The 23,329-nt window shown below is 35.8% G+C and carries 27 protein-coding genes; 16 read left to right on the top strand and 11 right to left on the bottom strand.

Going from position 1 to position 23,329, the window contains the following annotated elements:
• Positions 1-17: 17 nt before the first annotated feature.
• Both mtnN and RVS70_RS10365 read left to right on the top strand, forming a co-directional pair.
• Positions 18-707, top strand: coding sequence for a 5'-methylthioadenosine/S-adenosylhomocysteine nucleosidase (gene mtnN, locus RVS70_RS10370; protein ID WP_026681225.1), 690 nt, complete (start codon positions 18-20; stop codon positions 705-707).
• Positions 708-789: 82 nt separating this feature from the next.
• Positions 790-1,026, top strand: coding sequence for a YrhC family protein (locus tag RVS70_RS10365; RefSeq protein ID WP_034678980.1), 237 nt, complete (start codon positions 790-792; stop codon positions 1,024-1,026).
• Between the two features lie 42 nt (positions 1,027-1,068).
• Here the strand turns inward: RVS70_RS10365 and sigK are convergent, their stop codons facing one another.
• The 9 genes from sigK to RVS70_RS10320 form a co-directional block, all read right to left on the bottom strand.
• Complete coding sequence (gene sigK / locus RVS70_RS10360; protein ID WP_026681224.1) at positions 1,069-1,773, bottom strand: RNA polymerase sporulation sigma factor SigK; 705 nt, start codon at positions 1,771-1,773, stop codon at positions 1,069-1,071.
• Between the two features lie 134 nt (positions 1,774-1,907).
• Positions 1,908-3,383 carry a UDP-N-acetylmuramoyl-L-alanyl-D-glutamate--2,6-diaminopimelate ligase gene (locus RVS70_RS10355; RefSeq protein WP_321133202.1) on the bottom strand — a complete coding sequence of 492 codons (1,476 nt, stop codon included), beginning with the start codon at positions 3,381-3,383 and terminating at the stop codon, positions 1,908-1,910.
• Between the two features lie 104 nt (positions 3,384-3,487).
• Complete coding sequence (gene mnhG / locus RVS70_RS10350) at positions 3,488-3,868, bottom strand: monovalent cation/H(+) antiporter subunit G (protein WP_034678979.1); 381 nt, start codon at positions 3,866-3,868, stop codon at positions 3,488-3,490.
• Complete coding sequence (locus RVS70_RS10345) at positions 3,849-4,160, bottom strand: Na(+)/H(+) antiporter subunit F1 (protein ID WP_026681222.1); 312 nt, start codon at positions 4,158-4,160, stop codon at positions 3,849-3,851. The genes mnhG and RVS70_RS10345 overlap by 20 nt, the downstream gene beginning before the upstream one ends.
• Complete coding sequence (locus RVS70_RS10340; protein WP_026681221.1) at positions 4,157-4,633, bottom strand: Na+/H+ antiporter subunit E; 477 nt, start codon at positions 4,631-4,633, stop codon at positions 4,157-4,159. Before RVS70_RS10340 ends, RVS70_RS10345 begins: the two co-directional genes overlap by 4 nt.
• A gap of 6 nt (positions 4,634-4,639) precedes the next feature.
• Positions 4,640-6,121, bottom strand: coding sequence for a Na+/H+ antiporter subunit D (locus RVS70_RS10335; RefSeq protein WP_205388633.1), 1,482 nt, complete (start codon positions 6,119-6,121; stop codon positions 4,640-4,642).
• The gene (locus tag RVS70_RS10330) at positions 6,114-6,452 is read right to left on the bottom strand and encodes a Na(+)/H(+) antiporter subunit C (RefSeq protein WP_026681219.1); all 339 of its coding nucleotides are present in this window, start codon (positions 6,450-6,452) and stop codon (positions 6,114-6,116) included. Before RVS70_RS10330 ends, RVS70_RS10335 begins: the two co-directional genes overlap by 8 nt.
• A 2-nt stretch (positions 6,453-6,454) precedes the next feature.
• Positions 6,455-8,776, bottom strand: a complete 2,322-nt coding sequence (locus tag RVS70_RS10325) for a Na+/H+ antiporter subunit A (protein ID WP_321133198.1) — start codon at positions 8,774-8,776, stop codon at positions 6,455-6,457.
• 331 nt (positions 8,777-9,107) lie between these two features.
• A complete protein-coding gene (locus tag RVS70_RS10320; protein WP_026681217.1) occupies positions 9,108-9,254 on the bottom strand; it encodes a sporulation histidine kinase inhibitor Sda in 147 nt (48 codons plus the stop codon).
• A gap of 560 nt (positions 9,255-9,814) precedes the next feature.
• Between RVS70_RS10320 and RVS70_RS10315 the strand changes: the two genes are divergently transcribed.
• The 11 genes from RVS70_RS10315 (at position 9,815) to RVS70_RS10265 (ending at position 18,451) form a co-directional block, all read left to right on the top strand.
• On the top strand, positions 9,815-10,330 hold the full coding sequence (locus RVS70_RS10315; protein WP_026681216.1) for a YqeG family HAD IIIA-type phosphatase: 516 nt from the start codon (positions 9,815-9,817) through the stop codon (positions 10,328-10,330).
• Positions 10,331-10,332: 2 nt separating this feature from the next.
• Positions 10,333-11,433, top strand: coding sequence for a ribosome biogenesis GTPase YqeH (gene yqeH, locus RVS70_RS10310; RefSeq protein WP_026681215.1), 1,101 nt, complete (start codon positions 10,333-10,335; stop codon positions 11,431-11,433).
• 16 nt (positions 11,434-11,449) lie between these two features.
• Positions 11,450-12,289 carry a shikimate dehydrogenase gene (gene aroE, locus RVS70_RS10305; RefSeq protein WP_321133195.1) on the top strand — a complete coding sequence of 280 codons (840 nt, stop codon included), beginning with the start codon at positions 11,450-11,452 and terminating at the stop codon, positions 12,287-12,289.
• 1 nt (position 12,290) lies between these two features.
• Positions 12,291-12,581: a ribosome assembly RNA-binding protein YhbY gene (gene yhbY, locus RVS70_RS10300; RefSeq protein ID WP_026681213.1), complete on the top strand. Its 291-nt coding sequence runs from the start codon at positions 12,291-12,293 to the stop codon at positions 12,579-12,581.
• Positions 12,582-12,594: 13 nt separating this feature from the next.
• Positions 12,595-13,161 carry a nicotinate-nucleotide adenylyltransferase gene (locus tag RVS70_RS10295; RefSeq protein WP_026681212.1) on the top strand — a complete coding sequence of 189 codons (567 nt, stop codon included), beginning with the start codon at positions 12,595-12,597 and terminating at the stop codon, positions 13,159-13,161.
• Positions 13,151-13,726, top strand: a complete 576-nt coding sequence (yqeK, locus tag RVS70_RS10290; RefSeq protein WP_026681211.1) for a bis(5'-nucleosyl)-tetraphosphatase (symmetrical) YqeK — start codon at positions 13,151-13,153, stop codon at positions 13,724-13,726. Before RVS70_RS10295 ends, yqeK begins: the two co-directional genes overlap by 11 nt.
• Positions 13,726-14,082 carry a ribosome silencing factor gene (gene rsfS / locus RVS70_RS10285; RefSeq protein WP_026681210.1) on the top strand — a complete coding sequence of 119 codons (357 nt, stop codon included), beginning with the start codon at positions 13,726-13,728 and terminating at the stop codon, positions 14,080-14,082. Before yqeK ends, rsfS begins: the two co-directional genes overlap by 1 nt.
• A 2-nt stretch (positions 14,083-14,084) precedes the next feature.
• Positions 14,085-14,840: a class I SAM-dependent DNA methyltransferase gene (locus RVS70_RS10280; RefSeq protein WP_034678976.1), complete on the top strand. Its 756-nt coding sequence runs from the start codon at positions 14,085-14,087 to the stop codon at positions 14,838-14,840.
• Positions 14,841-14,950: 110 nt separating this feature from the next.
• Positions 14,951-15,556: a helix-hairpin-helix domain-containing protein gene (locus RVS70_RS10275; protein ID WP_026681208.1), complete on the top strand. Its 606-nt coding sequence runs from the start codon at positions 14,951-14,953 to the stop codon at positions 15,554-15,556.
• Between the two features lie 43 nt (positions 15,557-15,599).
• The gene (locus RVS70_RS10270; RefSeq protein WP_026681207.1) at positions 15,600-16,166 is read left to right on the top strand and encodes a ComE operon protein 2; all 567 of its coding nucleotides are present in this window, start codon (positions 15,600-15,602) and stop codon (positions 16,164-16,166) included.
• 11 nt (positions 16,167-16,177) lie between these two features.
• Entirely contained in the window at positions 16,178-18,451 is a 2,274-nt protein-coding gene (locus RVS70_RS10265; protein ID WP_121605285.1) for a DNA internalization-related competence protein ComEC/Rec2, read from the top strand.
• 93 nt (positions 18,452-18,544) lie between these two features.
• Here RVS70_RS10265 and RVS70_RS10260 read toward each other — a convergent pair whose 3' ends face one another.
• Positions 18,545-18,679, bottom strand: a complete 135-nt coding sequence (locus RVS70_RS10260) for a YqzM family protein (RefSeq protein ID WP_026681205.1) — start codon at positions 18,677-18,679, stop codon at positions 18,545-18,547.
• Positions 18,680-18,992: 313 nt separating this feature from the next.
• On the opposite strand from RVS70_RS10260, the gene holA reads away from it, so the two are divergent.
• Entirely contained in the window at positions 18,993-20,030 is a 1,038-nt protein-coding gene (gene holA / locus RVS70_RS10255; protein WP_026681204.1) for a DNA polymerase III subunit delta, read from the top strand.
• Between the two features lie 205 nt (positions 20,031-20,235).
• On the opposite strand, the gene rpsT is transcribed toward holA, so the two are convergent.
• Entirely contained in the window at positions 20,236-20,502 is a 267-nt protein-coding gene (rpsT, locus tag RVS70_RS10250; RefSeq protein ID WP_026681203.1) for a 30S ribosomal protein S20, read from the bottom strand.
• 214 nt (positions 20,503-20,716) lie between these two features.
• Between rpsT and gpr the strand changes: the two genes are divergently transcribed.
• Both gpr and spoIIP read left to right on the top strand, forming a co-directional pair.
• On the top strand, positions 20,717-21,826 hold the full coding sequence (gene gpr, locus RVS70_RS10245; RefSeq protein WP_121605284.1) for a GPR endopeptidase: 1,110 nt from the start codon (positions 20,717-20,719) through the stop codon (positions 21,824-21,826).
• 98 nt (positions 21,827-21,924) lie between these two features.
• Positions 21,925-23,088 carry a stage II sporulation protein P gene (gene spoIIP, locus RVS70_RS10240; RefSeq protein WP_321133187.1) on the top strand — a complete coding sequence of 388 codons (1,164 nt, stop codon included), beginning with the start codon at positions 21,925-21,927 and terminating at the stop codon, positions 23,086-23,088.
• The last annotated feature ends 241 nt before the right edge of the window (positions 23,089-23,329 follow it).

Raw genomic sequence — 23,329 nt, 5'->3', positions numbered from 1 at the left:
ATGATGGAGGAAAAGGTATGACAATTGGAATTATTGGAGCAATGGATGAAGAAGTTGCTCTATTACAGTCTAAGATGACTGACAAAGAACAATTGAAAGTTGCGAATTGTATATTTACCCGTGGTAAATTATTTGATAGAGAAGTTGTTCTATTGAAATCTGGTATAGGTAAAGTTAATGCTGCAATGGCTACGACTATTATGCACGAACGATTTACACCAAAGTTCGTAATAAATACTGGTTCTGCTGGTGGGTTTTCCAAGAATCTAGAAGTGGGCGATGTTATCATCTCCACACAGGTTGTTCATCACGATGTAGATGCAACTGCGTTTGACTACACATATGGACAGGTTCCAGGAATGCCGGCGATGTATGATGCTGACACTAACTTAGTGGCAAAGGCATCAAAAGTAATGCATACAATGGATATAGGTTATGAGGAAGGAATAATTGCTACAGGTGATTCCTTCATGTCTGATCCAGACCGAGTTGCCTTTGTACGTCATAAATTCCCAACTATGATTGCTGCCGAGATGGAAGCAGCTGCAGTTGCGCAGGTTTGTTATCAGTATAATATCCCGTTTGTCATAATTCGTGCGTTATCGGATATTGCTGGAAAGGAATCTTCCATATCCTTTGATAAATTCTTAGAAAAAGCTGCAACTAATGCGGCTGAAATGGTTATGAGCTTAGTTAAAGAACTGTAAAGAATCTATGAAACAACCAATATTTACCTTTCTAACGTGCATCTATTCTATGTTATTATATGTACTAAATGGGGGGATATAGGTGGTAAATGAAAAGGTAAAGGAATTGGAATCTAAATTAAAAGACTTTCAGCGCTTTATAGGGACTTTGCTTATACTAAGTAGCTATTTATATCTTGGTGCCATTATTAATACGTTCATGAGACCATCTACTGATGGGAAGATATTAATGCTGCTTGCTTTTGTAACTGTGTTATCTGGAATTTTGCTAGCAACTAAACAACGAAAAATTAAAATAGAACTAGAAAAGGAGCGCTAAACCCTGCTATGGGTTCGCTCCTTTTTGAATGATGGTGTCAAACTACCTTCTTCTTTCTTTTCGATAATATTCATGAAATACCTTCATTAGTGCACGCTTTTCAATTCGAGAAACATAACTTCTTGATATATTTAGTTTTTTAGCAATCTCACGCTGTGTCATTTCTTTTTGATCATTTAACCCATAACGGTAAACAATTACCTCTCGCTCACGATTATCAAGTATTGAAAAATAATCTTCCATTTTCTCGATTTCCATATTTAACTGGATAAATTCAATAATGTTTTGATTTTCAGCTTCTAAAATATCGATTAAGCTGATTTCATTACCTTCTTTATCTTGCCCGATCGGATCATGCAGGGAGACGTCCTTTTTCACTTTTTTCAAGGCACGTAAATGCATAAGTATTTCATTTTCTATACAACGGGCGGCATACGTTGCAAGCTTTGTTCCTTTGTCAGTGGAGTAGCTTTCAACTCCTTTAATAAGACCAATTGTCCCAATGGAAATTAGATCCTCTGCATCTTCACCAGTATTCTCGAATTTCTTAACAATATGTGCCACCAATCGAAGGTTATGTTCAATTAGTTTGTTCCTTGAAGTTTCATCCCCCTCCTGCATCTGCTTAATATATTTCATTTCTTCTTCTGGTGGTAAAGGCTGAGGAAAAGCATGATTTTTAACGTAGGACACAAAAAACATAGCTTCTTTAATAAGAAGCGCAAGGGCACTTAATATCCCGGACAACTATATCAACCTCCTCCATACAAGGCTGGGCTAATGCCTATACCTTATTTTTATGAATCATGGAGAAGGAAAGTGTCTGTCCGCATTAATTTCTTTATTCTAATTAAATATAGTACTTTTATCCTGCTCGATGTTTAATCAGGATATGTTATTTTAACTTGTTCTATAGCAAATGAAGCATCACTGTGTGGATATTTCTTATCTCCAATAATTTGATAGTTTTCTCGACCTTTTCCAGCGATGACGATGATATCTCCAGGTTTACTAAGTTGAATCGCTTGCTTTATAGCCAGTTTGCGATCAGGAATTAACGAATAATTGTTGTGTAACATCCCTTTTTCCATATCTGTAAGTATCTTATTGCTATCCTCATTACGTGGATCGTTAATGGTTAGAATTACGGTGTCAGCTTGGGAGGCTTTTTCGCCCATAAGTGGTCGTTTTTCCTTATCACGTTCTCCTCCTGTACCAACCACCATAATTAATTGTTGTTCACTATTCTTTGAAGACCTGACGGCATGAACGCATTTTTCAATTGCATCAGGCGTATGAGCATAATCAATGTAGATGGTTACAGGGGCTTCCACATTTATCCTTTCCATCCTACCTTTTATGGTGGACATACCACGCAATAGAGGAACTAATGTTGTTATCGAATAACCCTTTACATAAAGGGATGCCAAGGCTGCCAATGTATTATAAACATTAAACTCTCCTAACAGATTGCTCTGAATCAAATGCTTTCCTTCTGGTGATTGCAGGGTAAATTCGGTAGTATCTGTATGATAATTTATATTCGTTGCTCTGAAAATAGCATCGGTATATATGCTGTAAGTAATGACTTCTGCAGATGTGAAATAATTGTATGTCTTCCACCAAGGATCATCACAATTTAGTACAGCATATTTTGGTGAAGTCATATCGTTACCTAACTGTGCAAACAATATTCCCTTAGCATAACCATAGTTTTCCATGGTGTGGTGATAATCAAGATGGTCCTGAGAAAGGTTTGTGAAGACAGCCACATCAAAATTAATTCCTGATAATCTCCCTTGGGATAGGCCTTGGGATGATACCTCCATAATAACATGATCTACACCTTCCTGATATGCACGATGAAGTAATTGTTGGTTGGTTAAAACATCACAAGTCGTATTTGCTGTCTGAAAATAGTGCTTATTAATAAGCATACCATTTGTACCAGCCACAGCAGTTTTTTGATTTAATTTACGGAGCATATCATGTATTAAACTAGTTACCGTTGTTTTGCCATTTGTGCCAGTAACTCCAAATATATTTAACTTATTGGAGGGAAAGTGATAAAACGTATTAGCTAATTTAGCCAAGGCTTTAATTGTATCAGGAACAATGATAAGCGCGTTTTTTTCTAGGTCAATTGTAAGGCTACGGTTAGCGACAATAACCCGAGCTCCTTTTTTTAATGCATCACGATAATAATCATGCTCATCAACAGTAAATCCAGAAATACAAACAAATAGTGATTTGTTTTGTACGTTTCGGGAATCATGGTGTATACTCTTAATTTGGTTTGGAAGGTGTCCAATTACCTGTTTGATTTTAAGGCACTCAAGTAACTCAGTTGTTTTCAACATGATGCCTCCCTCATTTGCTAATGCTTTTATATTGCCCAACGAAAAACTAATTTATTAAACAAAAAGAAGTGACTGCCTTTGCAAGGACGTCACTTCTTATTTTAATTATTTTGTTGTTTAGAGTAACTATCAATAGCATCTTGATAAGCATCTCTTCGGTTTTTAAGATGCGGCTTCACTCCATATGAGTGTGCTGCTCTGCCAATCATATGTGCAGATACTGGCGCTGTTAAAAGAATGAATACGATAGCTAGAAGTAATTTACCACTTACAATTGAATGCTCTAGGTATAGATAAAGAAAAGCACCAATAAGTATACAAGCAATTCCTAATGTGGAAGCTTTTGTAGCTGCATGAAGTCTTGTGTAGACATCGGGAAATCGTACAATTCCAATCGAAGCAGATAAGATAAAGAACGTACCAACTAAAACAAATAAGATAACAAGTATATTCAAGATAATGCTAATCCAAGTCTCTATCAATAATAACACCCTTTTCTAGATATTTTGCGATGGCAAGTGTCCCCAGAAATGCTAAGATCCCGATTAGCAAGATAACATCGTTTAATTTTGTTGTGACAATAAATATAGCCATTAATCCTGCAAGGCCCATCAGATTTATTCCAATTGTGTCTAGTGCAACAGCGCGATCTGGTTGTGTGGGACCTGCAATCACACGATATAATAAAAGGGCCAATGAAATTGCAATTCCGATAAAGCATATAATGACAACAACATGAAGTATCTGCTCTGTCGTAGTTAAAAGATCTGTCATCTTGTCACCTCCATAATTGCTTTTTCAAAGGTATTCTTAATGGACTGAATGGATTCATCACTATCATCAATATCCATTGCATGAATAAATAGCTTTGTATTATCTCGTGAAACTGCAACGGAAAGTGTGCCAGGTGTAAGCGAGATTAAATTTGCAAGTAAGGTAATCTCCCAATTGCTTTTAAGCTCGGTCGGTAGCTCAAAGATTCCTGGCTCTATATCTGGTTTAGGTGTATACACTAATTTTACGATATCCATATTGGATGAAAAAAGCTCTTTTATAAACAGCATAATCAATCGTAGGATTTTCATAACGCGTCGTAAATAGAATGTATCCGGTACGAAACGTCTTAGAAGCAGTAGGAGAAGTATACCTAATATATAACCAGCTATAAAACTAGGAACAGAATAAGATTCACTTAAGAACATCCACATGCATGCAATAATTAAGTTAATTACAATCTGAAAGGCCATAATGAATTACTCCTTTAATACAGAATCAATGTAGATTTCCGGATCAAGTAAATAAGTGGCAATTGACTCGATATGCGGATAGAAAAATTCTGCTCCAACACCTAATATCACAGAAAGAGCTAGCAGGCCAACAACTGGTGCGAGAAGCCCTTTGGTAGATTTTTTAGGTAGTTCCGCCATCGTTTCTTTATCTCCCCAAAACCCGTTAATAAATATTTTAACAACAGAGTAGAGGATCAACAGGCTAGTAATTAGACCGATAATAACAATGGCGATTTCTCCTTGCTCGAATGCGCCTTTTAGTAATAGTAGCTTACCAATAAAACCACTGAACGGAGGTAAACCTGCTAATACTAACGCCGAAACGAACAAGAGCCATCCTAAGAATGGATAATAGTGAATGAGTCCACCCATTTTTCGCAAGTCAGAAGTCCCTGCAACATATGCAATTACTCCGACAAGTAAAAATAAGACGGATTTAATGATCATATCGTTAATCAGGTAGTAGATAGAACCACTAATTCCATCCTGATTTAATAATCCAATCCCTAAGATAATAAAACCTATAGCAGGAATGATGTTATAAGCAATAATTAATTTAATATTAGAAGTTGAAAGTGCGCCAATTACACCAAAAATCATAGATAGACCAGCGATCCAAATAAACATCTCATGTGTCATATCCGTTTTATGAACAAAGATCAAAGTAAATACACGTAAAATAGAATATATTCCTACCTTCGTCAATAATGCTCCAAATAGAGCTGAAATGACAGGATTTGGTACGATGTAGGATTTAGGAAGCCAGTAATAGAGTGGGAATAATGCCGCTTTCGTAGCAAATACAAAGAACAGCAATATTCCAATCGTAGTTAAGATCCCTTGTTGTTCAACCTCTTGAACTCTTTGAGCAATCTGAGCCATATTTACAGTACCTACAACAGCATAAAGAAACGCTACTGCAGTAACGAAAAGCATGGAGGAAAACAAGTTAATCAATAAATATTTAAGTGATTCTCTTAGCTGTACTTTTCCACCACCAAGAACGATCAGGCCGTAGGAAGCCATAAGTAAAACCTCGAAAAATACAAAGAGGTTAAATAGGTCGCCGGTAATAAACGCTCCAGATACTCCAGTTATAAGGAAGAAGAAAAAGGGATAGAAATAAAACGTTTCCCTTTTTTCTAATCCAGCGTTAGGTGCATAGAATGCACATGCAACAGCAATAATGTTAGTTGTTAACACTAATATAGCTGCTAATCCGTCCATAACAAGGATAATACCATATGGAGCTAGCCAATCCCCTGTTTCCAAGATAATCGTACCATTAGTGAATACATACCAAGTGATATAACTAGAAGTTCCTAGACTTATTAAAGAAAACAGTTTTGAAAGTGCTCTTGATACCTTTACTTTTTGATTAAAGAATATTAGAATCACTGCTGATATCAATGGAATGATGATTGGTAATACTGCTAAATTACTCATTTTCGTTACCCCTTAATTGTTCCATATTGTCTGTATTATTTTCTTTCGTCGTACGATAGGCCAATACTAATAGCAGACTTGTGACACCAAAGCTAATAACGATAGACGTTAGGATTAATGCCTGTGGCAATGGATCTGTATAGTCGGAAATTCCTTCAGTAAGAATAGGAGGCTGCCCTGTTTTTAATCTACCCATAGTAAGTATGAGTATATGTGCTCCGTGAGACAGCAAAGCCGTACCAATTACTATCCGAAGTAATTGCTTCTGTAAAATATTATAGATAGCCGTTGCAAATAACACTCCCGCTAAAATAGAAGTGATAATTTCCATATTTATTCTGCCTCCTTATTCTTTTTATTTTTAATGAGGCCAAATATCGCAAGTGCTGCAATTCCAAGCACAGCGATCTCAAATAATGTATCCAACCCACGCATGTCTACAAGAATTACATTAACAATATTATCTCCACCACCAAGTTTATAGGAATTCTCCACAAAATAATCAGATATAGATTCAAACCACCTGCTGCTATGAGCAGAAATAGCTACCATCGTAATCAACGCACCAAACCCAATGGAAATAATCGCATTCATTGTCTTTGTTTTAGCTGAATCCGTTGATTTCCTTAGTTTTGGAAGGTGGTAGAAGCATAATAAGAACAATGCTACAGACACTGTTTCAATGACTAATTGTGTTAAAGCGATGTCTGGGGCTCGATAAATGACAAATAAAATCGCCACTCCAAAGCCAACAACACCTAGCACAAGTACCGCCGCTACATTATGATTCATATATATTGTTCCAATAGCAGCAATAATCATAATAAGAACAACTGAAATTTCAATAAATGATATATCAGCTAATTGATCTGTACTAACAGTAAAGCCGTTACTTACGAACATAACGAAGAAGGAGACAACGAGTGTTGTTCCAAGAATTAGAGACATATATGTTTTTAATGAGCCTGTCATGTAGAAATTAGTTACAGATCGAGATACGCTATCCATGTTGGCTACAATTGCATCGTACACCTTATTAAAGCTTGCCTTTCCAGGTAATACTTGATAAACAGCTTGCCATCTTTTTCGTGTTACAAACAGAATAATACCTAATGTAACAACAACGAGTGACATTCTAAACGCAGGAGAATCCCAACCATGCCAAAACTTAACTTTATAAAACTCTGTGTCGCCATTAATAGCTTCTGCAGCGTGCTGCAAGAATGGAGCGTTTGCCATATTAGGCAATAGTCCAATCAGAATAACGCCAAGCACTAAGATGATAGGTGAAACAAGCATACCAAAAGGCGCTTCATGTGGTTTTTTAGGCAGTTGTTCAAGATGCTTTTTCCCCGTAAAGGTTCCAAAAAATAAGTACATCGAATATACAAATGTAAAAATACTACCAAGAACTGCTAAATAGGGAATGGCTTGTGACCAGAATCCTGAATTATCTAACTGAATACCAGCATCAAAGAAGAGTTCTTTACTGTAGAAACCATTAAGAAAAGGTAAAGGAACTCCAGCCATTGAAAATGTTGCAAATATAGCTAGTGTTGCTGTAATTGGCATAAATGTAGCTAAACCACCGAGCTTGCGGATATCCCTTGTACCTGTCTCGTGATCCACAATTCCAGCAATCATAAATAGACTGCCTTTAAATGTAGCATGATTTAAAATATGGAACACAGCTGCGAAAACGGCAATTGTTGTACCAAATCCAAGCATTGCCATAATCATTCCGAGCTGACTAATTGTTGAAAAAGCAAGAATAGCTTTTAAATCCGTTTGTCTGACAGACATATACGATCCCCAACAAAGAGTGATAATCCCGACTATACTTACAATCAAAAAGAACCATTCATAGCTAGAGAATATGGGAGAAAATCTGGCTATTAAAAATATCCCAGCCTTTACCATCGTCGCCGAGTGGAGATAGGCACTTACTGGTGTAGGTGCTTCCATTGCATCTGGTAGCCAAATATGGAATGGAAATTGAGCCGATTTTGTAAATGCTCCTAATAAAATAAATCCTAAAATCAATGGTAAGTAATTGCTATCTAAAATGACATCAACCTGGCTGATCATTTCTTGGATGCTGGTTGTACCAGTTACTACATATAATAAAATGAAACCGCCCAACATACTTAATCCACCAAATACAGTGATAAGCATGGATTTTAATGCTCCATACCGTGACCGCTCCTTGAAATGCCAATAACCAATCAACAAGAAGGAAGATATAGATGTTAGCTCCCAAAATGTATAAAGCACAAAGATATTATCAGATAAAACGACACCAAGCATTGCACTCATGAACATAAGAAGGTAAACATAAAAATGTCCTAATCGCTCCGACTTATGTAAATAATAGATGGAATAGAGTACGACCAATGAACCAATACCACTAATTAATAGTACGAACAATAAACTTAGGCCATCTAAGTAAAAATCTAAATTTATACCTAAGGATGGTATCCAACTATACTGCTCTATTTGTGGTGAGAAATCATTTCCTACAAATTGAACAAAATAAAGAAAAATAATGAACGGAACAAAGAATACAAAAATTCCTGTATGTATTTTTGCTTTTAATTTACTTAATGCAGGAATAAAGCATGCAATAAGAAGCGGAACTAGTACTGCTAAGATCATCGAACGGGATTCCTCCTTCAAAAATATCAATGCTGTTGTTATTAATTTGTACGTTATTGCTTATTCCATTACAGAAATTAGAGAATGACTGAAAGTGGTACATATCCATCGGGGAAATGACATCTTGCTAGGGTCTAGTTTTTCTAAATCTACTTTTTAAAAAAAGTAGGTAAATTGGTTGATAAGTATGGCTTTGATACTACCATATGTAATCATTTATCCAAGAAATAGTTTAACACATTAAATTATCAATAAAAATAAAAAACCCTTAGGATTCGCAAATTCTTCAAGGGTTTTCGTGTTTCTTCATATTTATAATACATTATTTTTTTTAACCTGATTTTATATTTTTTATTTTATGTGATAATCGTCTTCTATGAATCTCTTCTTCAATCAGGGAGAGGAAATCGGGGCTTAAATTTAATTCATTTGCTGTAAAGTATGATTCAAGTAATAATTCGTCTGACAAATGTTCCATAAATACAGCCCTCCTAAGAGTGGGAATCTTCTGGATTTAAGTTAATATAAATTTACCATGTTCTAACAAGCAGGACAAGGCAGAAGTTATCTACATTTGACTGTAGATAACCTGTGTACAAACTCAAAAAAATCCTTACAAACATTATTACATCAACTCGAAAATTGTTAATAAAGTTATCCACAATGCAAAAAATGAAGGTATTTGTCGAACGATTTATTCATATTTTCGGGTGAACATACATACTTCTTGATGAAATGACATAGATCAAGGATTTCTAGTTGTACTTGTCTACATGATAAGGGTTTATCATCGACAAAGTTTCGTCTTGATAATAAATCACACATGGTATGGAGATAACTGCTAGTGAATGTCCGATAAGCTCGGCTCTATAGGATGTGGGTCACAAAGGCGTTGTCACAGGAGGTGACGTTTTTGCCTTTGTTCTTAACATTAGAATGAAGTTTCGCTTTATTATTGTAGAAAGTTGTTATAGGATAAGGTTATAATGGAGATTCGTATGAATACTGCTAGTAGATAGACTATAAAGAGGTGTAAGTGTGTTAAGAAAATTTCTGCCTAATGAACATGTAAAAAGTATTTTTGATATCCATCCCGACGTATTAAAAGAAAAAGGGATTAAGGGGATCATCACGGATTTAGATAATACCCTGGTAGCTTGGGATGTTAAAGAAGCAACATCTGAAGTAGTTCAGTGGTTTAAACTAATGAAAGAGCATGGGATTAAAGTAACAATTATATCGAACAATAATCAAGAACGAGTAAAGGTGTTTTCAGAGCCATTAGATACACCATTTGTATTTAGTGCAAGAAAACCGTTGAGTAAAGCATTTAGAACCACTGCTAAAAAGATGGGTTTAAAGAAAGAAGAGATTGTAGTGGTAGGAGACCAAATATTGACTGATGTACTTGGAGGGAATTTTGCTGGGTTTTACACAATTCTTGTTGTCCCTATTGTGCAAACAGACGGTAAGATAACAAGATTTAATCGTAGAATTGAACGACGGATTCTTTCATATATGCGTAAAAAGGGAAAAATTAGCTGGGAGGAATAAGATTGGAAACACTATACTGTCAGGGCTGTGGTGCAGAGATACAGACAACAGATAAGAATCAACCTGGATATACACCACAATCCTCTTTGGAAAAGGAAGATATTTTATGTCAACGATGCTTCCGTTTAAAGCACTATAATGAAATACAGGATGTCGCGATGACAGATAATGATTTCCTATCAATGGTTAGTACTATAAGAGAAACAGATGGGCTGATCGTACATGTTATTGATATATTTGATGTGGATGGCAGCTTGATTAATAGCCTGCCTCGTATTGTTGGCGATAACCCTATAATTTTAGTTGGAAATAAAATGGACCTACTTCCAAAATCGGTAAATAAGCGAAAATTAATGCAGTGGTTACGTTCACAAGCAAAAGAGAATGGGATTCGCATAAAAGATGTATTCTTGATTTCTTCTACAAAAGGCCATGGTATGGAAGAGCTGACAAATCAAATAGAAGCCTATCGACAAAATAAGGATGTGTATATTGTTGGAACAACAAATGTTGGAAAATCAACATTTATTAATCGCTTAATAAAGCAATCTACTGGCTACAGTGAGGTTATTACTACCTCTTATTTTCCAGGTACAACGTTAGGATTCATTAAGATACCATTAGATGATCATTCTACATTAATAGATACTCCGGGAATTGTTAATAAACAACAGATGGCGCACTATATATCTCCGCCTGATTTAAAAGCAATTTCTCCTAATAAAGAAATCAAACCAAGGGTTTATCAATTAAATGCCGGTCAAACATTGTTTTTTGGTGGACTCGCTAGATTGGACTTTATCAAAGGAGCGCGGCAGTCATTCGTTTGCTACTTTTCCAATCAATTGCCCATTCATCGTACAAAGCTTGAAAATGCCGAGCATTTATATGAAAATCATTTAGGCGAGCTGTTATCGCCACCAAATGAAAAAACATTAGAAAAACTTCCTAATTTAACACCAAGCGATTTTCGGATTTCAGCAGATAAGAAGGATATTGTGTTTCCGGGGCTTGGGTGGGTGTCTATTCAAGGAAATGGTGCCTCTGTAACAGCCCATAGTCCGAAGGGTGTATCTGTATCAATTAGAAATTCGTTTAACTAGGAAGGGGAGAAATAATGTGTATCGGTTTGGATTGATTGGTTATCCAATTGCCCATTCATTATCACCGTGGATTCATAAAGAATTTATGAAACGAACCCATATAGATGGAGAATATGAGATTTACGAAATTAATCCTGAAGGGTCATTTAGCGAAAAAATAAATGCGTTTAGACAAAAAGAACTACATGGATTTAACATTACTGTTCCTTACAAACAAAAAATCATCCCATTTCTTGACGAAGTGGATCATACGGCAAAGGCAATTGGTGCTGTAAATACGGTACGTAATAAGAATGGGAAATGGATTGGATATAATACGGATGGTATTGGATATGTACGATCTCTTAAAAGTAAATATCCACGCCTTTTTTCTAAAGCAGATAGACGTGCGCTTATTTTAGGGGCAGGTGGTGCTGCAAGAGGAATTTATGCTGCATTGCAGGATGCTGGCTTTACAACGATAGACATAGCAAACCGTACAAAGGAAAAAGCGCTTGATATAATAAGATTATATCAGGTGCAGTCACAGGTAATGCCATTGGAAAGCGTTGAAAAACAAATTGATCAATATGATGTAGTTATTCAAACCACCTCTGTAGGCATGAAACCGTATGCTGATAAATCAATCATTGAAATTAAAAACACAAAGCCAAACGACACGATTGTTAGTGATATTATCTATCAACCGATCGAAACAAATTTGCTGACACAGGCAAAGTGTTATGGTTTTTCTCTGCATTTTGGACATACGATGTTGCTATATCAGGCACAATATGCTTATGAAATATGGACAGGCATAAAGCCACCAATGGAACGCATGGATCAAGAATTACAAATTATACTGGAAGGAAGATAATATGTTAACAGGTAAGCAAAAACGTTTTTTACGAGCACAAGCAAATCAACTGAAGCCTATTTTCCAAGTTGGTAAAATAGGTGTGAATCAAAATATGATTGATCAAATTGAGGATGCACTAGAAAAAAGAGAACTGTTAAAAGTGAGTATCTTACAAAATTGTATGGATGATAAAGACACCGTTGCTGAGCAATTAGCAACTGGAACGGACGCAGAGATCGTGCAAATAATTGGGAATAATATCGTATTGTATAAAGAATCTACAGAAAACAAACAGATTCGTCTTCCGTAAAAGGTGTTTATTGATGAAGCGTATTGGTATCTTAGGAGGAACGTTTGACCCACCGCATATTGGTCATTTGATCATTGCTGAAGAGGTTCGGATTTCGCTTGAATTGGATGAGGTGTGGTTTATCCCATCTTATACACCTCCGCACAAAGAAGATGTTAAAACAAGCCCGAACAATCGACTGGAAATGGTACATTTAGCTATTGAGAATAATAGGTATTTTAAGGTGAATCCAGTCGAAATCAACCGTGTTGGAAAGTCTTATACAATTGATACGATAAAGGAATTAAAGAAAAATCATCCTCATAAAACATTTTATTTCATTATTGGCGCGGATATGGTTGAATATTTACCAAAATGGGAACGAATTGATGAGTTAATGCAACTAATCCAATTTGTTGGTGTTAAACGGTCTACTCATTCTTTACAAACACATTATCCAATAGTGGAAGTAGACATCCCATTAATAGAGATTTCCTCTACGTTATTAAGGGAACGGTTAGAACGTAGTGAAACCATTCACTATTTACTACCTGACTCCGTTTATAACTATATTAAGGAGAATCACTTATATGAAAATTGAGATAGCAAAGGACATCGTGAAGCCACACTTAACAACAGCTCGCTATGAGCATTCGTTACGCGTGGCGGAAACAGCAAAAGAGCTTGCTTTGTTATATGGTGAAAAAGTTGAAAAAGCAGAACTTGCAGCCGTCTTCCATGATTACGCGAAATATCGATCGAGGGATGAGCTTGCGCGATGGATAGTAACGTCCTATTTACCTAAAGACTTATTAGATTATCATCATGAATTATGGCATGGTCCAGTAGCAGCATTGCTTATTGAGAAAGAATTCGGTGTAAAGGATATAGATATCCAAAATGCTATTCATTACCATACAACAGGAAGAGCTCATATGAGTAACCTAGAAATGATAATATTTTTAGCTGATTATATAGAACCCGGTAGAAAATTTCCAGGTATAGATAAGGTGCGGGAGATGGCAAAGGTCGACTTGGTACATGCGTGCTTAATGGCATCAGCAAATACGATTCGATTCTTAATGAACAAGAATACTGCCATTTATCCTGACACCTTTCATACGTACAATGATTTAATAAGAAGAGTTAACGGAGGTAACCATTAATGGAAAATAAGACAATTATACAACTTGCAGCCGAAGCGTGTGATGATAAACGTGCTGAGGACATTATTGCACTTGATATGAACGAAGTATCATTAGTAGCGGACTATTTTTTAATATGCCATGGAAGTAATGAACGACAAGTGCAAGCAATAGCAAGGGGGATTAAGGATAAGATGGAAGAGAACGATATTTCCTTGAAACGTTTAGAGGGATTTGAACAGGCTAGATGGATTTTAGTGGATATAGGTGATGTCGTTTGTCATATATTTCATAAGGATGAAAGAAGCTACTATAATTTAGAGCGTCTTTGGGGAGATGCAGCTCCAGTCTCATTGCAATTGGAGGACAACAAATAGTAATGGCTTACGAAAAAATGGCGAATGTTTATGACCTGTTAATGGAAGATGCCCCTTATGATCAATGGGTAGCATTTACGGAAGCTCAGTTTAAATCAAGACAACGAGAAGTTGGGACGATCGCTGATTTAGGATGTGGTACGGGAGAAATAGCAATCCGATTGGCAAAAAAGGGATATCAGGTCACAGGAGTAGATTATGCGGCAGATATGTTAACATATGCAGCACATAAGTCTGCTACAGAAAATATGTCTATCCAGTGGATTTGTCAAGATTTGCGAAGTCTTGTAGGCCTTCAGGGGCTTGATGCTATAGTCAGTTACTGTGATGTCATTAATTATATTACGTCAGAAGCTTCCTTAAGAGATACATTTATAAATATAAACGAAGCACTCGATCCAGGTGGGCTATTTTTATTTGATGTTCACGCGCTTAGCTATATTACTGATAATTATTTTGGGGAAACATTCGCTGATGTTACGGAAGATGCTTCTTATATTTGGTTTTGTGCAGAAGGAACACAGCCTGGTGAAATGTTCCATCAGTTAACTTTTTTTGTAAGGGATAAGGACAATTTATACCATCGATTTGAAGAGGAACATCATCAACGAACATTTCCTGTAGAAATTTATAAAAAAATATTGAATGAGTCAGGTTTTGAAAATATTAAAGTATATGGTGATTTTTCATTAAAAGCAGATAGTTTAAATAATAATACAGCAAGAATTTTCTTTTCAGCTGAGAAGAAACCGGAATAATCTGTATTTCCGGTTTTTTTTCATAAAAAGGAAAACAAGTTAAGCATGTCGAATTTTAAGTAGGAGAAATGAAATAAATTCCTTCTATTCCTCAAAAAGGAGGTGAACATTTGTACTCTAATATATTAAAAAAAGTACTTTTCTTTATTGGTATTCCAGTCGTCATAATCATTTTACTTCTTATGATCGGAGATAAAGATACAGGTGATGAAGATGCAAAAATCATTGATACTAGCGAGCCGATTGATCCGACAGATACGGTGAACAGTAATCGTACGAATCAGGTAGAGGACACAAGTACTGTCGTTGTGGATGTAAAAGGTGAAGTAAATAAACCAGGTGTCTATGAGTTGGAAGTGGAAGATCGTGTGATCGATGCAATAGAAGTAGCTGGAGGGTTTACTAAAAATGCAGATGAGTCCCAAGTAAACCTTGCGCAAAAAGTACAGGACGAAATGGTTATTTCAGTTGCAGATAGTGAAAGTGATTATTCATCGTCATTGTCAGGTACGGAGACGAACGAGAAATTGCGTATAAACCAAGCCTCGGTAGAAGAAATTGAGAGTTTGAGTGGGATTGGACCAGCAAAGGCAGAGGCAATTGTAAGATACAGAGAAGAAAACGGGCCATTTACCACAATAGACGATCTACTAAACGTTTCTGGAATTGGCGAGAAAACAATTGAAGTATTTCAGGAAGAGATTCAAATTCCATAACTGAAAATGAATGATTTCAAAAAATACATAAAGGGGAATAATGATGGAACGAATTTCATGGAATCAATATTTTATGGCGCAAAGTCATTTACTCTCATTACGCAGTACATGTACTAGACTAATGGTAGGGGCAACAATTGTAAGAGATAAACGAATTATTGCTGGAGGCTATAACGGAAGTGTCTCGGGAAGTGTTCATTGTATTGATGAAGGTTGTTATGTTGTCGACGGGCATTGTGTACGTACGATTCATGCTGAGGCAAATGCATTATTGCAATGCGCTAAATTTGGTGTTCCTACCGAGAATGCAGATATCTATGTAACACACTTCCCATGCCTGCAATGCTGTAAGCAATTAATTCAAGCAGGAATCAATACTGTTTATTATGCAGAGGATTATCATAATAATGATTATGCTATCGAGTTGTTTGCTGAGGCTGGAGTTATTACCAAGAAGGTAGAGCTTGATTATTTGACAGTTGATACAAATTATCTGGAAAAACAGCATTACATTCAAAATTTAATACAGAAGCTAGAAAATGAAGAAATTGATCGTAATGAATTGCAGAAATGGAAAAATAAAGCATTTGATTTATTTAATTTACGATAAAGGAGAATCATGTGAAAGGATTCTGGCATTTTCCTGCATTGGCTGTCGTTGTAAGTAGCTTGATGAAATGGATGAATCACCCGATTATTGCTGCAGTATTTCTTGTTTGGTTATTTTATTTATTTTATAGGAGAAGGATATGTGCAATGCCGTTTGTACTATCCCTCATCTCCCTTATATTCTTTTCCTTTTTTATCCCTCGAATAGAAACCACTGAAATTAACCATAAACAGCCTCCTCAAGATAAAGAATTAACAGGTACAATCATTACTCCTATTCAAGTAGAACCCGAAAAAATATCATTTATCTTTCAAATTGCAAATACAGATAGCAAAGTTTCTATGTTGTATTTCCCAGACAATCCAGTGCATGTGGCCAGCAACTATCCGCACATAGCATATGGATCCACCTGTCGGATTTCTACGTTACTGGATATCCCTAAGCCAGCGACGAATCCCGGTCAATTTGATTATCAAGGATATGCGAATAAGCAAGGGATTTCTTATCAATCCATTATCACAAGTTTAGACGAGTTAGATTGTCTAGAAGGTACGGGATTTTTACATCATATATATCAAATAAGAGCATCCATGCTTGATTACGTTAACGGAAATATAAGTGATGGAACTGCTGCCTGGATACTTGCATTATTATTTGGAGATAAATCTTTTTTAGCTAAAGATACGATTGAATTGTTTCGACAATGGGGATTAAGTCATCTATTGGCAATCTCAGGCCTGCATGTTGGATTAATGATAACCATTACTTATTTTCTTTTAGTTAGGACAAACCTTTTCACAAAAGAGTACGCGCAATGGGGAATGCTGCTATTTCTGCCTGTCTATGCGCTGATGGCTGGAGGGGAACCCTCTGTATGGCGAGCCAGTATCATGGCTATATTTTTTATCATCCTCCATAAAACCAAATGGAAAATCAGTGTTACAGATGTACTTAGTATTACATTTATTGTGCTAATTCTATTTGATAAGCTGATTATATATCATGTGGGATTTCAACTCTCATTTATGGTAACCTTTGGATTATTGCTTTCGAGGAAATGCTTATCCCGAACAAAATCTTCAATCAAACAGATGCTACTTATTAGTTTCATTGCGCAAATGATGATAATTCCGCTACTATTTCATTACTTCCACATACTCCAACCATTATCCATTTTACTCAACCTTTTCATTGTTCCATACTTTACATTCTTTGTTATTCCCACTTTATTAATGCTTTTATTTACGTCTCCTATATCCACCATATCCTCAATTATCGATCAGTTGTTTATTGTCGTTCATGAACAGGTGTTGCTTGGTATTGGAAAAATAGATAACTATCTACATTATCCTTTGGTTGCAGGCTCTATGTCATTTGTTGCTGTTATATTATATTACCTCTTTCTCTTCTTCTTTATGGGTTACTTGGAGAGGGGAAAGCAAGTAAAGTCATTTTATTGCGGAGTTATCATCGTAATGATAATTTTAGTCGATATAAGCCGACCATTTTTTTCTCCCATAGGGACAGTAACAATGCTCGATATCGGACAAGGTGATGCTTTTATTATTGAATTACCTTATCGTAAAGGTGTGATACTTATAGATGCTGGTTCAAAGGTTACAAACACAAACCAGCAGCCATCGGCTAGTGTATATAATCAGGTTATTCAGCCGTATTTATTTGCAAAAGGTATTCACAAAATAGATGCTATCTTTTTGTCGCATGAGGATTTGGATCATATTGGAAGTGTGGATTATATACTGGAGGATATAGAAGTAAATAATATATTTATAAGTGATTTTTTTGATAGCAAGGAGATTGTATGGAACTATTCTGAGGTAGTTACTGTAAAAAGAAATGATACAATTGTAGTAGGAAATACACTTTTTAAAGTGTTGGCACCATTTGAAGATAGAAAATCAGCAAATGACAATTCACTTGTTCTATTTACTAATATTGGGGGAATGAATTGGCTTTTTACAGGCGATATAAGTAAAAAAGAGGAAAAAGAAATAGTGAAATCATACCCAAATATAAACGTTGATGTCCTTAAAGTAGCACATCATGGCAGTAAAACATCTACAGATAAAGAGGTTTTAACACAATTAGCACCTCATTACGCATTAATTTCTGTTGGTGAGGACAATTCATATGGTCATCCGTCAGATGAAGTTATCCGTAATTTACGAGAAAGTGGTGCAATTGTTTTGCGTACAGATAGAGATGGTGCGATACAGTTTAAATTTATAAAAGACCGGGGAACGTTTTATCGTTTTTTACCATAGTAATATATCATGATTCATCCAAACAAAAAAGAGACTGTGACACAGTCTCTTTACTTACGTTCACATGTCTAACCTATGTAAACGAATGAGGATTTAGGCTCCTGCTACACTAATTATAACTCCGATTGCAAATAGCACAAGAAAGAAAATAAAAGAAAATGCAAAACCTTTGATGGAGTCAACAACGTCATTATTTTTAGATTGAATATCTTTTTCAAATTCGTTCACAATTACCCCTCCTATATCACCATTAGTATAAATTATATTTTTTAAAAAATCCACTTTTGCAATAAATTTATATCGAATTGAATGGATCCCAAATTTAGAAAGACTTAACATCTATACTTTTACTTAGACGGGAAAATCTATAGATAAGATCAAATATCGTTTGACATGACTGTTTCTAGAGCAGTTATGCAAGCGTTAATATAGATTGGAGAGGGAAGAAGATGCCAGTCTTTTCCCTCTCATTATTCCTTGCCATTCTTCTATTAACGTTTTACCATATAAAGGTACAGCAAAAAAGGTTGGAGTGAATTGCATGTCCTATTTGGAAGCGGTAAAACAAATAAAAAAAAATCAAATATCCTCAGTATTTTTACTATATGGAAACGAGCCCTATTTTATACAATCACTTAAAACACGTTTAATGGAAGCCATTCTTGATGATGATAAAGATAATTTATCGAGCTATGATTTAGAAGAAACATCTATACAGGATGTTATTGCAGATACGGAAACATTCCCTTTATTTGGTGAGCGTAAATTGATCATAGCTACTAACGCTGTTTTCTTAAAAGCAAAACCGGATAAACTTTCGTTTGAGCATGATCTTGAGTCGCTACAACGTTATCTGTCTGCACCAGTTGATTTTTCCGTACTTGTTTTGATTGCGCCATATGAAAAAATTGACGAACGGAAAAAAGTAACGAAACAATTAAAAAAGCAAGCATCTGTAGTGGCATGTAACGCTATAAAGGAATATGAGCTAAAGAAGTGGATTTCGCAATTGGCTGATCAGCTTCATGTTACAATTGGTGATGATGTTTATGATTTATTAGAATCGGAATTATCCACGAATTTGCACTTATTGGAAAGCGAATTGAAAAAATTAGCAATGTATGTTGGGGAGAATGGTGAAATTACAAGGGAAATTGCTGAAGCGCTCTTATCGCATACTACTACAAATTCTTCATTGAAATTAGTGGATGCTGTCATGAATCGTGATTTACATAAGGCAATTGCTATATATAAGGATTTAGAAAAAATGAAGGAAGAACCCATTGCATTGATTGGTTTACTTGCCTTCCAATTTCGTACGATTTTTCGAGTGAAGTTATTAAAGCAAAAAGGCTACAGTCAATCTCATATGCAAAAACAACTTGGGGTGCATCCCTATGTTATTAAAATAGCTATGCAACGAGAAAAGCAATTTTCTATAGATACTTTAGAATATATTATGGATCAACTAGCAGATGCTGATGCAGCAATGAAGCAAGGATCTATGGAGAAAGAATTAGCATTTGAAATACTTCTATATCATTTAACGAAAGGAAAAATTGCTAGAACAAAAGCGTAAGCGTCCGATTAAAACGTAGCGACTGGAGCGAGTTAACGGAAATAAAGGAAGCACGGTGAGCTTGCGAGCCGATAATGACTTAGATTAGGGGTGATTCGTGAAGTTGCCTCGTTTCTGGGAACTGGAGTTGGACGTAGCTCAACACGCCCATATTTATCCACTTGAGCTAACAAACAAAAAAACGATCCTAAGGGATCGTTTTTTATTATGCGCCTAATTGATTTAATTTCTTAGCTAGACGTGATTTTTGGCGATTACCGTTGTTAGCATGAATAATCCCTTTTTGAACAGCTTTATCAATTGATTTATTCGCATCTTTTAAAGCAACGATTGCGTTTTCTTTATCGTTAGCTTCAACTAATTTTTCTACACGCTTAATTTGTGAACGCATTTCAGATTTTTGCATAACATTGTTTGTGCGTTTTTTATTATTTGTTTCTACACGTTTAATTGCAGATTTAATATTTGCCATAAGTTTTTCACCTCCTGAAATATCATCACAATTATGAATGTATTTGTTTTCATCCCAACAAATGTAAAGTGATTTGTATTTGCTTTTTTTGTCTATGGACAAAAGTCATTTTACCAGAGGAACGGTTTGTTTTCAATAGCTTTGTTATCAAATGTATGAGTTTCGCTATTTTGTTAAATCTATTACTAACAGATGAAGAAAGGATGAGCGAGCTATGGAAAACAAAAAGAATGATATTGTACCATATCAAGTTAGGACAGATCTAGCCATTGAAGCAAAGGATATGTATGTTGAAAATCAAGAGGCAACTGATCAGAAAAAAATAAAAGGAGTCACTATAAAAGAAAGAAATGATGAAGGAATTAATATTTCTTATGTAGAGATCGATGATACTGGTGCTGAGCTTCTAGGTAAAAAACCGGGATCCTATATTACCATTTATGCTGATGGTGTAAAACGACAAGATACAAAAAGACAGGAGCAAGCTGCAAAGGTGTTAGCTAAAGAACTGGAACAATTAATTGCTAAAAACAATATTCCAGTCGATAGTAAAGGTTTAATTGTAGGATTAGGAAACTGGAATGTTACACCCGATGCACTTGGTCCGATGACCGTAGAGAAAGTGCTAGTAACTAGTCATTTATTCCAAATGGAACATGAAACGGTTTCAAAAGGTTACCGGCCAGTAGCTGCTGTGACACCTGGCGTAATGGGGGTTACTGGTATTGAAACAAGTGACATCATTTTCGGAATTGTGGAGAAATATCAACCAGATTTTGTTATTTGTATTGATGCACTTGCCTCAAGGTCCATTGAACGAGTTAATGAAACCATTCAGTTATCCGACTCTGGTATACATCCTGGATCTGGTGTAGGAAATAAACGAAAAGAAATAAGTAAAGAAACGTTAGGCATTCCTGTGATGGCTATTGGAGTTCCGACAGTTGTTGATGCTGTTACCATCACAAGTGATACCATCGACTTTTTATTGAAGCATTTTGGTAGAGAGTGGGAAGAAAAGGATGATCCCTCCAAGTCATTAACACCTGCTGGTATGTCATTTGGTGAGAAACGTTTAACGGATGAAGATTTACCAGATGAAGAAAAACGTCAAACATTCCTTGGTATAGTAGGGAATCTATCTGACGATGAAAAGCGAAAACTAATAACAGAAGTATTAACGCCGATTGGTCATAATTTAATGGTAACACCTAAAGAAGTAGATGGTTTTATGATTGATATGGCTAGCCTAATAGCAAACGGCGTTAATGCTGCTATGCATGAAACTGTCAATGTAGATAATTTCGCATCTTATTCTCGTTAACCTTTCTATCAATATTCCAAAAAATAAAAGATTAGGTTCTAGCTTCTGGATTTGTGTCATAGAGTTAACTATAGCGTGAATTCAGAAAGGGTGGAACCATGGATCTGCATAAACATAGCGGGCTTCGTCTTTTATATAAGCGAAGTAGCTTATACATTATCGGTGCTCTAATACTTTTTACTTGCATCGGTATTCTAACAACGATAAAGCCCGCTTATCGCCTTTCTTCTGAAGTAATTACGGAATGGACAACTGATATTAATAGCTCTACTTTTTTATACTTGCTAGGAATTGAAAATCGGGCATTTCAGCAAGCTGTACCTGAAGATCACAAATTCCTTGATTTGTCTACAACTCTGTTTCGCATTGCAACAAGTCTAAAACCAAATGATATTAGAAGCTTGTTAGGCAATGAATTACCTGGATTTAAGGTTTTTGATAACCACATATTAATTGCTGGTGAAGGTACAAATTATACAAACCTACCAATTGAATCTTCTCCACCACTACAAGAAGTTCTAAAAGAGAGAGAAGCAATAATTGAAGATGAGGAAAGCGCAACAGAACAATTAGAAACGAACAAAGAAAAAAATACGCCAACGACAGGGAATAAAGAGGTTGTTTATATTTATAATTCACATAATCGAGAGTCCTTTCTTCCTTATTTACCTGACGTAAAGGACCCTGATAAGGCTTATCATAAGGAAGTGAATATTTCAAAGGTGAGTAATCGACTAGCTAAATCATTGCAGGCAAATGGAATCGGAACTGTAGTTGATGATACAGATATAACCAAAAAATTGCATGAAAAGGGCTGGGGGTTTGGCAGGTCGTATGATGCATCTAGGGAGGTAGTTGCTGACACACTATCCACTAATAAGGATATTCAATATGCTTTTGATTTACATCGTGATGCTATCAAAAAGGAAAAAACGACGAAGCAAATAAACGGAAAATCCTATGCCCGCATTATGATAGTTGTTGGCGCTGAGCATAACTCTTATAAGAAGAACCTTGACTTAGCAGCTAAGCTGCATTATCTGTTAGAAGAAAAATATCCTGGTTTAAGCAGAGGGGTATTTCCGAGAAAAGGTAAAGGAACAAATGGAGTATTTAATCAAGATTTATCTAATAACGCATTGCTGTTTGAATTCGGGGGAGTAGAAAACAAACTGGACGAGCTATATCGTTCGGCTGATGCTCTAGCAGACGTATTTAGTGAGATGTATTGGGATGCAGAAAAAGTAGATACTGCTTCATAGGAGCATTCCTGTAATGAAGAAATTTGAGGGTTGAACAAAAAAGAGCCCCCTTGGTATAGTACAGGGTGTCAATGCGCATTGACCCCGAAATTAATAAATACCAAGGAGAGGACCCACTATGAATTATAATCAAAATCACAAACTATCGCAAATCACACCAGAAACATTAATTGTAGGAATCGACATCGCTAAAAACAAACACGTGGCACGTGCGCAGGATGACCGAGGGTTTGAATTTGGA

This window comes from Virgibacillus sp. M23, from assembly GCF_034190895.1.
In the GTDB taxonomy this organism is placed as follows: Bacteria; Bacillota; Bacilli; order Bacillales; family Amphibacillaceae; genus Virgibacillus; species Virgibacillus salarius.
The sequence above is the reverse complement of the archived record's forward strand: the minus strand, read 5'-3'. Positions and strand labels throughout refer to the sequence as shown.